This is a genomic window from Falsiroseomonas sp. HC035, assembly GCF_050563525.1.
In the GTDB taxonomy this organism is placed as follows: domain Bacteria; phylum Pseudomonadota; class Alphaproteobacteria; order Acetobacterales; family Acetobacteraceae; genus Falsiroseomonas.
The window spans coordinates 407,709-419,782 of record NZ_JBNXUN010000002.1 but is presented as its reverse complement, the minus strand read 5'-3'; the positions used below and the strand labels follow the sequence as shown (position 1 = coordinate 419,782).

Here is a 12,074-nt window from a genome sequence, read left to right as displayed (position 1 = left end):
AACCGGATCAAGGCGTGAAGCCCCCAGTATGAACCCAGGGTTGGCCGGCGTCCCGCGTCGGCCCGGCAGGACTTCGTGATCGACATGAAGATGCGGTCAGATACGCCCGCGCAGCCGCGCCCAGACCATCAGTGCCGCGTCATAGGGCACCGCCGGCACTTCCCGCAGCCGCCAGTACCATTGCCGCTTCTGCCCGGTCTCGGACGGTCCGGCCGGGGGCGGCACGGCGCGGGCGGGGATGCCGGCCAGGCGGAACAGCGCCAGCGCACGCGGCAGGTGGTAGGCATGGGTCGCCACCCGCACCTCCCCCGCATGGCCGCGCGCCCGCAGCAGGCGGATACACGCCAGCACGGAGGAGAAGGTGTCGGTGCCGGTGGGTTCCTGCAGGATGCGCGCCTCCGGCACCCCGGCCTGCATCAGCACGGCGGCCATGGCGACGCATTCGGCTGGCGGATTGGTGCCGATGGCACCGGTCGGGACATAAAGTGCCGGCGGGGTCTGCCGCTCGCCCCAGGCGCGGGCGGCCTGCACGCGGGCGCGCAGCGCCGGGCTCGGCGAGCCGTCCGGGCGGACGGCGGCACCCAGGATGACGACGGCCGCCGGCTGCACGGCTCAGCCCGGCGCCGCGAGCAGCAGCCGGTTCACCGGCTCCAGCGCGCGAACCAGGGCGGTACGGTCGCGCGCGGCCTGTTCCGGGCTGGCGCCGGCCGCGACCACGGCTTGCATGATGGTGCCCCAGGGCGTGGTGCCATCGATGCGGGACAGGAAGGCGGCGGCCAGCCGCGGCAGCGGCACCGGCACGCGCAGGTCGTCGAAGGCCACCGGCAGGATGCCGTCCGGGCGCAGGCCGCGGGCCAGCGCCACCCCGTCCAGCTCGCGCAGCACCGGGATGGCGGCATCATCCTCCCAGGGTGGTGCGACCTCCGGCGCCTCGGCGCGCAGGCAGTAGGCGATGTGGATGCCCATGTTGCCGCAGATCGCCTCCGCCAGCGCGGCGCGGGCGATGCGGTCGAGGCCGGCGGTGCGGGCGCGCAGTCTTGGGTCGGACAGGTAGCTGTCGGGGTCGTAGCGCAGCGGCTCCACCAGGCAGGCGATGCGCAGCCCGGCGCCGGCGACCAGGTCGGCCAGTTGCGGCACGGTGTAGGCGCGGTCGCGCGGGTTCAGCAGCAGGTCGTAGAGGCCGGCATTGCCGCCCTTGATGTGGTCGTCGATCCAGGGGTTCTTTCGAAGCCAGGCGGTATCCGGCGCCTGCTTCCACAGCCGCTTCGCGATCTCGACCCGCGCCGCCGGCGGCTGATCCGCGGGTGCCAGCAGGCGTAGCGCGTCCTGCATCATGTAGACGCCGGTGCGGCCATGCGGCGCATACACCATCAGCCCGATGCCGCCCCCCGGCGCGAGGGCGGAGACCAGCGCCGCCAGCCCCGCCGCCGGGTCCGGCAGGTGGTGCAGCACGCCGCAGCAATCGATGTAGTCGAAGGGGCCGAGGCCGGACCCGGCAAGGTCCAGCAACGAGCCTTCCTCGAAGCGGATGTTCTCCAGCCCGCGGGCCGCCGCGCGCGCCTGCACCACGCGCTTCGCCGCGGCGGAACGGTCGAGCCAGGTGACCTGCCCCGGCCGGCGCAGCGTCGCCATCTGCTGTGCCAGCATGATGGTGCCGTCGCCCGACCCGCCCCCGGCCATCAGCGCCCGCAGGGGTTGCGATGCCGGGCGGCGGCCGCCGAAGATCCAGTGGTCGACCTCCCGCAGGTGGGAGGGACTGCCGATGATCAGCCGCTTCGCCTCCTCCCGCGCATCGCGCGCCGGATAGGGGAAGGCTTCGTATTGCGCGGCGAGTTGCCCATCGGTCTGGTCGGTCATCGCCGGCCTGCATAGGTGACGCGCGCGAAGCCGGGAAGCGGCAAGCTTCCGGTTGCCCCTGGCGGGGTAGCACCGTATCTAAAGATCATGCTCCGCATCGCCCTTCCCCTCCTCGCCGCGCTGGTCCTTCCCCTCACCGCGGAGGCGCAGCGTGCGCAGCCGCAGCGCCTCGGCAACCACCAGAACTGGACCGCGGCGACGCACCAGGAAGGCGGCCAGAAGGTCTGCTACGCCTTCGCGCGCGCCGCCAGCAGCGAAGCCGCGCCGCCCAATCGCCAGAATGTGACCCTGACAGTGACGCACAGGCCGGGCGGGCGCGACCAGGTGGCGGTCTCGGTGGGCTACGCCCTGCCGCGCGGCGCCGAATCGGTGCTGACGGTCGGCAGCAACGAATTCCGCAGCTACGGCGTGGTGCAGTCCAGCGCCTTCTTCCAGAATGGCGAGGGCCTGATCCGCGCCTTCCGCGCCGGACGCGACGCGGTGGCGCGCACCCCCGGCCCGACCGGCCGCCCGCCGGTCAGCGACACCTTCTCCCTGGTCGGCTTCACCGCCGCCTATGAGGCGATCTCCCGGGAATGTCCGGCGCGGTGAACCAGACCTCCCCCGCTGACCTGACGGAGGCGGAGCGCGCCCGCATCCTGGCGAAGTCGGCCATCTTCGCCCCTCCGCCCGCCACCCTGCCCGATGGCCGCCGCGACCTGGTCGGCCTGACGCGGGAGGAGTTGGCGGCGGAGATGGTCGCGATCGGCGAGCAGCCGTTCCGCGCCAAGCAGCTCTGGCACTGGATCTACCACCAGGGCGTCACCGATTTCGCCGCGATGCCCTCCATCGCCAGGCCGATGCAGGCGAAGCTCGCCGAACGCTTCGTGGTCGGGCGGCCGGAAGCCACCACGGTGCAGACCAGCCATGACGGCACTCGCAAATGGCTGCTGCGCTACCGCGACGGACAGCAGGTGGAGACCGTGTACATCCCCTCGATCGGGGAGGATCGCGGCGCGGTCTGCATCTCGACCCAGGTCGGCTGCACGCTGTCCTGCACCTTCTGCCACACCGGCACGCAGAAGCTGGTGCGCAACCTGGGCGCGGCGGAGATCGTCGGCCAGTTCATGGCGGCGCGCGACAGCTACGGCGAATGGCCAAGCCCGAAGGACGGCACGGCGCGGCATCTGTCCAACATCGTCGTGATGGGCATGGGCGAGCCGCTGTACAATTACGAGAACACGGCCAAGGCGCTGCGCATCGTCATGGACAACGAGGGCATCGCCCTGTCCCGCCGGCGCATCACGCTGTCCACCTCCGGCGTCGTGCCGATGATGGACAAGTGCGGGGCGGAGCTGAACGTGAACCTCGCGGTCAGCCTGCACGCGGTGACGAATGATCTGCGCAACGAGATCGTGCCGCTGAACCGGAAGTACCCGATCGAGGAGCTGATGGCCGCCTGCCGTCGCTATCCCGGCGCCAGCAATGCAAGGCGCATCACCTTCGAATACGTCATGCTGCGCGGGGTGAACGACAGCCCGGCGGAGGCGCATGAGCTGGTGCGGCTGCTGAACGGTCTGCCCGCCAAGGTGAACCTGATCCCGTTCAACCCCTGGCCCGGCAGCCCCTACCAGACCAGCACCGGTGCCGCGGTGCGCGCATTCGCCGACATCGTCGAGGCCGCCGGCTATTCCAGCCCGGTGCGCCGCCCGCGCGGGCGCGATATCTCGGCCGCCTGCGGGCAGTTGAAGACGGACAGCGAACGGGCGCGGCGGGTGAAAGCGGCGGCCGCGTGACCTGCCGGTCCGGCGGGTGAACCCGCCGATCTGGCTGATGGCGCTCGCGGCCTTCACCATCGGCTGCGGAATGCGGATGCTGGACCCGCTGCTGCCGATGCTGGCGCGGGAATTCAATACGGGGCTTGGCGCCGTGGCGCCGTTGATCGGCGTGTTCGCGCTGTCCTACGGGCTGGCGCAGCTTGTCATCGGGCCGCTCGGCGACCGGCTGGGCAAGATGCGGGTGGTGGCACTGTCGCTCGGCCTCTATGCCGCGACGCTGCTGGCGGCGGCCTTCGCCGGCGGGCTTTCGCCGCTGCTGGTCATTCGCATGCTGGCCGGGTTGGCCGCGGCGGCGGTGGTGCCGCTGCTGATGGCGCATATCGGCGACAGCGTGCCCTATGGCCAGCGTCAGGCGGTGCTCGGGCGATTCCTGACCGGCATGGTGGCCGCGCAGATGCTGGCCGGGCCGCTGTCCGGCATCGTCGCAGATTTCGCCGGCTGGCGCGTCAGCTTCCTCGGCCTCGGGGTCATGGCGACCGCCATCACCGTGCTGTTCGTCGCCTGGCAGGGGCGGGCGCTGTGGCAGGTGCAGTCCGGCGAATCGCGCGGCATCGGCCTGTACGGCTTCCTCCGCATCCTGGAGAAGCCGGCCGGGCGGCGGTTGCTGCTGGCGGCGGCACTGAACGGCATGCTGCTGTTCGGTGGCGCCTTCCCCTTCATCGCCTCCATGCTGATCGAACGCTTTCATCTGTCCGCCGCGGAGGCGGGCCTGGTGGTGGCGAGCTTCGGACTCGGATCGCTGGTCTACACCCGCAGCGCCGGCTGGCTGATCGCCCGCCTCGGGGAGCGCGGCATGGTTCTGTGGGGCGGTGGCGGCGTGGCCCTGGCGCTGGCGGCCTTCGCGCTGGCGCCCAACTGGTGGGTGGTGGCGCTGGCGCAGGCGGTGGTGGGGCTGCTGTTCTTCATGCTGCACGGCGTGCTGCAGGCGCGCTCGACGGAGGCGCTGCCGGAGGCCCGCGGCACCGCGGTGTCCGCCTTCGCCATGGCGCTATTCTTGGGCCAGAGCATCGGCGCCGTGCTGTTCGGCACGCTGATCGTAACCGCCGGCTTCACCACGGCCCTGCTGGTGGCGGCCGCCGGCGTGCTCGGGCTGAGCCTGTGGTTCCGCGGCACGCTCAGCCGGGCAGCCTGAGCCCTTCCAGCTCCGCCGCCACCTGGCCCTCCATCGCCACCTCCAGCCCGCGCAGTGCCGCGGCCCCATCGGCGCCATCCATCACGCGATGGTCGAAGGACAGGAACAGATCCACCCCGCCATCGGCGGCGATCGGCCCGTAGGACAGGAAGGATGGCAGCACGCTGACGCTGTCCACGATCGCGGCCTGCTGCGCGCCGAGCGAGGAAATCGCGAAGGTGCCGCCATAGCGCAGCAGCGGCGCGCCGGTGGCCAGCGCGAAGCGCAGCATCAGCCGGCGCAGCGGCCAGGGCAGCCGGGCGAAACGCAACAGGCGATAGAGCTGACGCGACTCGGCGGGCGGCGCCTCCTTCGCATGGCGCAGCAGCGCGGCAAGGCGCGGGATCGGCGTGCTGTGCGGGTCTGTTAAGCGGGCGATGGCCAGGATGGTCTGGCCCTCATGCATGCGTTCCAGCACCACGCAGCCGGTGGCGTGCGGCGCTTCCAGCAGCCGCGGGGTTGGCAGCGTCGCGTGCAGGCGCCGCAGCGCCGGCTGCGTCTCGGCGGCCAGCGCGAACGCCTTGGTGAACAGCACGGTCCAGGGCGGCCGCGGGCTGGGCAGCGCCGCGCGCGCCGCCAGCGCGCGCGGGATCGCCAGCCGCGTCGTCAGCGTGCAGCGCGGCACCCGCAGCGACGCCCAGGACAGGTCGGCGATGGTCTGCCGGCCGGGGGATGGCGTGACGCGCCGCAGGCTCATGCTGAAGCCCGGTGATCGTGACCGATCACCGCCTCAATCGCCGGCGCCGGCATCCGCCGGCCTGGCTACGCGCCAATTGGCGCGACGGCCATTGGGCCGTTCGCCCGCCTTTGGCGGGCGCGGGTTCCAATCGGCGGGACCTGTCATCACGAGCCGGGCCTGGCCTTCCACGCCTGGAAGCGACTGGCGCTGTCGGCGTTCACCGCGCCCTCCGGCATCTGCCTCCGCGCCAGGGCGGCGACCTGACGGACCGTGTCCATCGCCTGGTGCTCGGCGGCTTCCGGGGTCAGGCCGCCGATATGCGGCGTGGCGACGACGTTGGGCCGCGCCGCCAGGGCCGGGTCCGGCCGCTGGTCCGGCGCGCTGCCGACATCCATGGCGGCACCGGCCAGCCGCCCGGAATCGAGCGCCGCCGCCAGCGCCGCCTCATCCACCAATTCCCCGCGCGAAAGGTTCACCAGGAAGGCGCCGGGCTTCATGCGGGCAAAGGCGGCGGCATTCACCAAGTGATAGGTCTCCGGTGTGGACAAGGCGAGGGGGACGAGGAAATCCGCCTCGGCCAGCACGCGGTCCAGCGGGGCTGCCTCCACCCCCGTCGGCGGGTTGTAGGGGTCGTGCGCCACCACCTGCATCCGGAAGGCCTGGGCCAGCGGCGCCAGGCGCTGGGCGATGCGGCCCCAGCCGATCAGCCCCAGCGTCTTTCCCGAAAGCTGCGTGCCCATGCGCGAGCCGGGCGGCTGCCCGGCATGGTAGGCGCCGGCCAGTGGCGAGACGCCCCGCGCCAGGTCGATCATCATGCCGATGGCAAGTTCCGCCACGCTGTCCACGAAGCCCGGAGTCGCCTGCGTCACCAGCACCCCGGCGGCGGAGGCGGCCTTCACGTCGATGGTCGAGATGTCGACGGCCACCCGCAGGAAGGCCAGCAGGTCCGGCGCATGCGCAAAAGTCTCTGACGTGCCGGGGGTGGCGCGGTCCGCGACGATGCAGTGGCATCCGGCGGCAGCCTCGGCCAGGGCGCGGCCGGAAAGCGGCACATCGCCGGTGTGCAGCGTGACCTCCGCCACCTGGCGCAGCGCGGCGAGCGGGGCGTCGGCGTAGTAGCCGCCGCGCATCTCGGGGGTATGGGTGAGGAAAACCCGCAGCACGGTGTCTCGCGTCCTTGGCCTGTTGGCCCCTACCATACGCGCCATGCATGACAATCCGGGAATCCCCTTCACTGCCGGCCTGGCGCCACCCCGCATGGCCGTGCCGCCCGGCGCGGTGGATTGCCACCACCATGTCTATGACGCCGCCGCCCCGGTGGCGCCCGGCGCCCGGCCGCATGCCAGCGCGCACCTCGCCGACCACGCCCGGCTGCTGGCGCGGCTGGGGGTAGACCGGCATGTGCTGGTGCAGCCCTCGACCTACGGCTTCGACAATACGCTGCATCTGGCGGCGCTGCGGGACGCCGGGCCGGATCGCGCCCGGATGGTGGCGGTGGTGCCGCCGGATGCGCCGCTGGCCGAGCTGCGCGCGATGGCCGAGGCCGGCGTGGTGGGGGCCCGCGCCAACCTCATCTCCAGCGCGCTGCTGCGCCCGGCGGATGTGGCGCCGCTGGCCCGGCGCATGGCGGAACTCGGCTGGCATCTGCAGATTTTTGCGAGTGCCGGCCTGATCGCGGAGCTGGCGGAGGTGCTGCGCGCGGCGCCCTGCCCGGTGGTGTTCGACCATTTCGCGCAGCTTCCCCTCGCTGGCTGGGCGGCGCATCCGGCCTGGGCGGTGGTGATGGACCTGGTGCAGGCGGGGCGTGGCTGGGTGAAGCTGTCCTCGCCCTACAGCCTGGACCAGGGCAACCCCGGGGCGGCCGGCGACCTGGCCCGCGCGCTGGTGGCGGCGGCGCCGGAGCGCATGGTCTGGGGCACCAACTGGCCGCACCCGAACGCGACGACGATCCCGGACGACGCCGCCTTGCTCGACCTGCTGGCCGAATGGGCGCCGGATGAGAAGGTGCGGCGTGGGATCCTGGTCGACAACGCGGCGGCGCTGTACCGCTTCACCCGGTAGCCAGCCGCGCCAGCAGCAGCGCCGCCAGCCCGCCGAGCATCGCCGGCAGCAACCTTCCGCGTGAGAACCTCCAGGCCAGGGCGCCGCCGGCCAGACCGGCAAGGCGGGCTGGCAGCGGCACCGTCGCCAGAAGCCCGGCCGGGGCTGCGATGGCCAGCGTGACGAAGCAGGCCAGCGTGGCGACGGAGACCGCCGAGGCCCAGGCGATGACCGGATGATCCGGCCGCAATGCCCCGCCGAGCCACAGCCCGGCGCCGCGCAGCAGCAGCCCGACGAGGACGGTCATCGCCAGCGCCCAGTCGGCCTGGCTCAATGCCGTCGCGCCCAGAGGAAGGCGAGCGTGCCGCCGACCAGCCCCGCCGCGGGCAACCCCCAGGCGCCGCCCACCCACCAGGCCAGGGGCGCTGCCGCCACGCCGGCCAGCAAAGCAGGGGCGACGCCGGGCCGGGCCGAATCGGCGGCCAGCAGCAGCGCAAAGTAGAGCGGGTTGGCGAACAGCAGCGCGGCACGCAGCTTCGCCGGCAGGTTTGGGGCCAGCCCGTGCCCGGCGGCGGTCGCGGCCATGGCGGCGCACCAGCTTGCCACGGCGAAACCGAGAAACCACGGCAGCCGCGCCACCTCCGAAAGCCCCGGCAGCGCGCGCATCCCGGCGGCCCAGGGCGTGATGGCGATGAAGGGCAGCGCCAGCCAGCGCGGCGCGCGGCGGCCGAGCAGCGGCGCGATAGCGACCGCCATGGGCAGGAAGCGCGCATTGGCCGCCGTGGCGGCGATGGTGGCGGGCAGAGCAGCGCCTCCGCTCGCCGCTACTTGCAACAGCACAAGCTGCCCGGCCATGCCATAGACCGCGCCGGTGCACAGCAGCGCCCAGGGCAGCGAAAGCCCGGCTTCCGCCACCGCGGCGCCGAAGGCCAGGAAGGTGGCGCCCATTGCCAGTGCCGGCGCGCCGAGCGCCGATCCGAACCCCTGCCATCCCGCGCCACGTACCATGGCGCCCAGACTGGCCGGTTACGGCCGGGACGTCTAACCCATGAAGCGCGCGTCGCGCTGCTGCGCCAACTCCTGGTAAGCCGCCTTCACAGCCACCGCGCCATGCAGCCGTTCCAGCCGCCGCACGGTGAAGTGCCCTTCCGCGACGCCCCGAAAATGTTCCAGGAAGGCGAGGTTCACCGCCGCCCCCGCCGCGGCGCCGACCACCGGCACCGCCTGCGCCGAAAGCTTCAGCGCCACCGGCCCGCCGAATCGCGCCGCGATGGCGCCGACGAACCCGGGCAGCAGCCCGCCCACCACCCCGCGCGTGGCGGCGCCCTTCAGCACCTCCGCCAATGCGATTCGGACGGCGAAGTAGCCGGCCTCCGCCCCGTCATCCCGCGTGTCGCGGCCGCCGATGGCGAAGACCTTCAGGCATTCGGCGCCGATCAGCGGGTCCGCCAGGTCCTCCCCATTCGCTTCCGCCACCGCCGCGATCTGGCGCAGCAGCAGCGTGGTGGAGACCGGCAGTTCCATCAGCGTCCCCGGCAGTCCGAAGGCGCCGCCCGCCGCGCCGGTGGCCGCCGCCATGCCGCGGTGGAACCAGGCGGTGGAAAAGGGCGTCGGATTGGCCGAGGGCTGCGCCCGCAGCGCCGCCTGCATCGCCTTGGACAAGGCGCGCTTGACCGCTCCCTCCATCAGCGACTGCGCGCTGGCCGGCAGCCGGTTCTTCAGAGCCTCGATCGGCGTGCCGAGGGCGGAGGAGAAGCGCGCGGCGAGCGACACATCCTCCAACTGCGCTACGGCGCGCGCCAGTTCGGCGCGGGCGGCTTCGGGAAGGGTATCGGGCAGGGGTGGGGCGAGTGTGACGGACATGGACGATGATATGGGGTGTCAGGTGCGGGTTTTGGTATGGGCGCGCAGCCAATTGGCGAAGGCGGCCGCGGACATGTCATCGGCGGCAAGGTCCAGCACCGCCACCGTGACCAAGGCCGGCGGTGCTGTCAGATCCACCCCGTTCGCCATCAGGAACACGCCGGACGCCGCCAGCGCGGCCCGCCTGTTGCCGTCCACGAAGGGATGGTTGCGCACCAGGCCATGGGCATAGGCCGCAGCCAGGTTGCAGAGGTCGACATCGCCTTCATCGGCGAAGCGGCTGCGCGGGCGGGCCAGGGTGCTGTCCAGCAGGCCCTCGTCGCGCAACCCGTCCGCGCCCCCGAACTGCCGCAGGCTTTCGCCGTGCAGGTAGAGCAACGCGCGCCGGTCGAGCCGGCGTGGCTCGCCCACCTCGCTTCGCCAGGACAGCAAAGCTTTCGCGGTAGCGCTTCATCATCTCGCGGCCGAGCTCGAGCTGCGCCTCGGTCTCCTGCGGCATGGTGGTCAGCAGCAGGCCGTCGCCGCTTTCCACCACCTGCACCGTATCGCCCTCGGCCAGGTTCATGCGCGCCAGCAGGTCCTTCGGCAGGACCATGCCGACCGAGTTGCCGATCGCGCGCAGCTTGAGGGTGGCCATGTTTCGTGCTCCGTCGGCACGGCAGTTACTACCCGCCTCCGGTGCACGTACCCACACCCGTGGCTATAGGATGAACTTCGACAGATCGGCATTCCCCGCCAGCGGCGCCACCCGGGTCCGTACCAGCTCCGCATCCACCGAAATGCTCTCCCCGCCCCGGTCGGAGGCGGTGAAGGAAATTTCGTCCAGCAGCCGCTCCATTACCGTCGCCAGCCGCCGCGCACCAATGTTCTCCACCGTCGCGTTGATCTCGGCGGCGAGGTCGGCGATGGCATCCGTTGCACCCTCCGTGATCTCGAGCGTGACACCCTCCGTCCCCAGCAGCGCGATATACTGCTTGACCAGGGAATGCTCCGGCTCGGTCAGAATCCGGCGAAAATCCTCGCGCGTCAGGGCGGAGAGCTCGACGCGGATCGGCAGGCGGCCCTGCAGTTCGGGCAGCAGGTCGCTGGGCTTCGCCTGGTGGAAGGCGCCGGAGGTGATGAACAGGATGTGGTCGGTCTTCACCGGGCCATGCTTGGTGGTGACGGTGGTGCCCTCGATGAGCGGCAGCAGGTCGCGCTGCACACCTTCGCGAGACACGTCGCCGCCGCGCACGCCGCCCTCGCCGGTGCGGGCGCAGACCTTGTCGATCTCGTCGATGAAGACGATGCCGTTGTTCTCGGCGTTGGAGATCGCCTCCCGCGTCAGGCTCTCCTGGTCCAGCAGCTTGTCGGCCTCGTCCTTGATGAGCAGGTCGCGGGCTTCGCCAACGGTCGTCTTGCGCGGCTTGGTGCGGCCGCCGAACATCTTGCCGAGCATTTCCTGCATGTTGCCCATCTGCGGGGGCATTCCGGGCATGTCCATCATGCCGACCGGCATGCCGCCGGAGGCATCGGTGACCTGCACCTCCACCTCGCGGGTCTCCATGCTGCCCTCGCGCAGCATGCGGCGGAACTTCATGCGGGTTTCGCCGGAGGCGCCCTCGCCCACCAGCGCCGTCACCAGGCGTTCCTCGGCGGCCAATTCCGCTTTGGCCTGCACAGCCTTGCGCGAATTCTCGCGCATTTGGGTGATCGAGACCTCGATGAGGTCGCGAATAATGCTTTCGACGTCGCGGCCGACATAGCCGACCTCGGTGAACTTCGTCGCCTCCACCTTCAGGAAGGGCGCGTTCGCGAGGCGGGCCAGGCGGCGGGCGATCTCGGTCTTGCCGCAGCCGGTCGGGCCGATCATCAGGATGTTCTTCGGCACCACCTCCTCGCGCAGACCGGGCGCGAGCTGCTGGCGGCGCCAGCGGTTGCGCAGCGCGATGGCGACGGCGCGCTTGGCGTCGTTCTGGCCGACGATGTGGCGGTCCAGCTCCGAGACGATTTCCCGGGGGGACAGGTTTACCGTTTCCGTCACGATTCGATCATTTCAAGTACGATGTTACCATTGGTGTAGACGCAGATGCCGGCGGCGATGGCCATGGAACGCCGCGCGATCTCATCCGCGGAAAGCCCATCCACCGGCAGCAGCGCGCGGGCGGCCGCCAAGGCGAAGTTACCGCCGGAGCCGATGCCGATGATGGCGTCCTCCGGCTCCAGCACGTCGCCTTGGCCGGTCAGCAGCAGGCTGCGCTTGCCGTCCGCGACGGCCAGCAAAGCTTCGAGCCGCCGCAGGTAGCGGTCCGTGCGCCAGTCCTTGGCGAGTTCGACGCAGGCGCGTTCAAGCTGGTCGGGGAAGCGTTCCAGCTTCGCCTCCAGCCGTTCCAGCAGCGTGAAGGCATCCGCCGTGGCGCCGGCGAAGCCGGCCAGGACGCGGCCCTGGGCGATGCGCCGGACCTTGCGGGCGTTGCCCTTGACGACGGTCTGGCCAAGCGAGACCTGGCCGTCGCCGGCCATGGCGACGCGTCCGTCCTTGCGGACGCAGAGAATGGTGGTGCCGTGCCACCCCAAGGGGTCACGGCCGGAATCATTGGTCGGTGATGTCATGATGCAGGCGCATGTGGCGTCACGCGGTTGGCGTGGCAAGTCGTGCGCCACATGC

The 12,074-nt window shown here is 71.6% G+C and carries 14 protein-coding genes and 1 pseudogene; 4 read left to right on the top strand and 11 right to left on the bottom strand.

Annotated elements, in window-relative coordinates; translation table 11 throughout:
• Nucleotides 1-96: 96 nt before the first annotated feature.
• Nucleotides 97-609, bottom strand: a complete 513-nt coding sequence (locus ACLF3G_RS06460; protein WP_430668521.1) for a YdcF family protein — start codon at nt 607-609, stop codon at nt 97-99.
• Between the two features lie 3 nt (nt 610-612).
• Nucleotides 613-1,857: a class I SAM-dependent methyltransferase gene (locus ACLF3G_RS06455; protein ID WP_430668520.1), complete on the bottom strand. Its 1,245-nt coding sequence runs from the start codon at nt 1,855-1,857 to the stop codon at nt 613-615.
• Between the two features lie 87 nt (nt 1,858-1,944).
• On the opposite strand from ACLF3G_RS06455, the gene ACLF3G_RS06450 reads away from it, so the two are divergent.
• From ACLF3G_RS06450 to ACLF3G_RS06440, 3 genes are read left to right on the top strand one after another with little or no spacing between them, the layout of a single operon-like run.
• A complete protein-coding gene (locus tag ACLF3G_RS06450) occupies nt 1,945-2,448 on the top strand; it encodes an invasion associated locus B family protein (protein ID WP_430668519.1) in 504 nt (167 codons plus the stop codon).
• The gene (rlmN, locus tag ACLF3G_RS06445) at nt 2,433-3,632 is read left to right on the top strand and encodes a 23S rRNA (adenine(2503)-C(2))-methyltransferase RlmN (RefSeq protein ID WP_430668518.1); all 1,200 of its coding nucleotides are present in this window, start codon (nt 2,433-2,435) and stop codon (nt 3,630-3,632) included. Before ACLF3G_RS06450 ends, rlmN begins: the two co-directional genes overlap by 16 nt.
• Nucleotides 3,633-3,648: 16 nt before the next feature.
• A complete protein-coding gene (locus tag ACLF3G_RS06440) occupies nt 3,649-4,806 on the top strand; it encodes an MFS transporter (RefSeq protein WP_430668517.1) in 1,158 nt (385 codons plus the stop codon).
• Here ACLF3G_RS06440 and ACLF3G_RS06435 read toward each other — a convergent pair.
• Together ACLF3G_RS06435 and ACLF3G_RS06430 are read right to left on the bottom strand one after the other, a co-directional pair.
• Entirely contained in the window at nt 4,790-5,542 is a 753-nt protein-coding gene (locus ACLF3G_RS06435; RefSeq protein ID WP_430668516.1) for a hypothetical protein, read from the bottom strand. The two genes, ACLF3G_RS06440 and ACLF3G_RS06435, sit on opposite strands and share 17 nt — an antisense overlap.
• A gap of 146 nt (nt 5,543-5,688) precedes the next feature.
• On the bottom strand, nt 5,689-6,687 hold the full coding sequence (locus tag ACLF3G_RS06430; RefSeq protein ID WP_430668515.1) for an NAD(P)-dependent oxidoreductase: 999 nt from the start codon (nt 6,685-6,687) through the stop codon (nt 5,689-5,691).
• A gap of 43 nt (nt 6,688-6,730) precedes the next feature.
• Here ACLF3G_RS06430 and ACLF3G_RS06425 point away from each other — a divergent pair, with 43 nt between their 5' ends.
• A complete protein-coding gene (locus ACLF3G_RS06425; RefSeq protein WP_430668514.1) occupies nt 6,731-7,585 on the top strand; it encodes an amidohydrolase family protein in 855 nt (284 codons plus the stop codon).
• Here the strand turns inward: ACLF3G_RS06425 and ACLF3G_RS06420 are convergent.
• The 7 genes and pseudogenes from ACLF3G_RS06420 to hslV form a co-directional block, all read right to left on the bottom strand.
• Nucleotides 7,575-7,898 carry an AzlD domain-containing protein gene (locus ACLF3G_RS06420; protein ID WP_430668513.1) on the bottom strand — a complete coding sequence of 108 codons (324 nt, stop codon included), beginning with the start codon at nt 7,896-7,898 and terminating at the stop codon, nt 7,575-7,577. The two genes, ACLF3G_RS06425 and ACLF3G_RS06420, sit on opposite strands and share 11 nt — an antisense overlap.
• Nucleotides 7,895-8,572 carry an AzlC family ABC transporter permease gene (locus ACLF3G_RS06415; RefSeq protein ID WP_430668512.1) on the bottom strand — a complete coding sequence of 226 codons (678 nt, stop codon included), beginning with the start codon at nt 8,570-8,572 and terminating at the stop codon, nt 7,895-7,897. Before ACLF3G_RS06415 ends, ACLF3G_RS06420 begins: the two co-directional genes overlap by 4 nt.
• Before the next feature lie 33 nt (nt 8,573-8,605).
• On the bottom strand, nt 8,606-9,427 hold the full coding sequence (locus ACLF3G_RS06410; protein WP_430668511.1) for an EcsC family protein: 822 nt from the start codon (nt 9,425-9,427) through the stop codon (nt 8,606-8,608).
• A gap of 18 nt (nt 9,428-9,445) precedes the next feature.
• The gene (locus ACLF3G_RS06405) at nt 9,446-9,838 is read right to left on the bottom strand and encodes a type II toxin-antitoxin system death-on-curing family toxin (RefSeq protein ID WP_430668510.1); all 393 of its coding nucleotides are present in this window, start codon (nt 9,836-9,838) and stop codon (nt 9,446-9,448) included.
• A 16-nt stretch (nt 9,839-9,854) separates the two neighbouring features.
• Nucleotides 9,855-10,064 (bottom strand): annotated as a pseudogene (locus ACLF3G_RS06400) (AbrB/MazE/SpoVT family DNA-binding domain-containing protein); the annotation flags it as partial.
• 63 nt (nt 10,065-10,127) lie between these two features.
• Complete coding sequence (gene hslU, locus ACLF3G_RS06395; protein ID WP_430668509.1) at nt 10,128-11,450, bottom strand: ATP-dependent protease ATPase subunit HslU; 1,323 nt, start codon at nt 11,448-11,450, stop codon at nt 10,128-10,130.
• Complete coding sequence (gene hslV / locus ACLF3G_RS06390; protein WP_430668508.1) at nt 11,447-12,019, bottom strand: ATP-dependent protease subunit HslV; 573 nt, start codon at nt 12,017-12,019, stop codon at nt 11,447-11,449. The genes hslU and hslV overlap by 4 nt, the downstream gene beginning before the upstream one ends.
• Nucleotides 12,020-12,074: the final 55 nt, after the last annotated feature.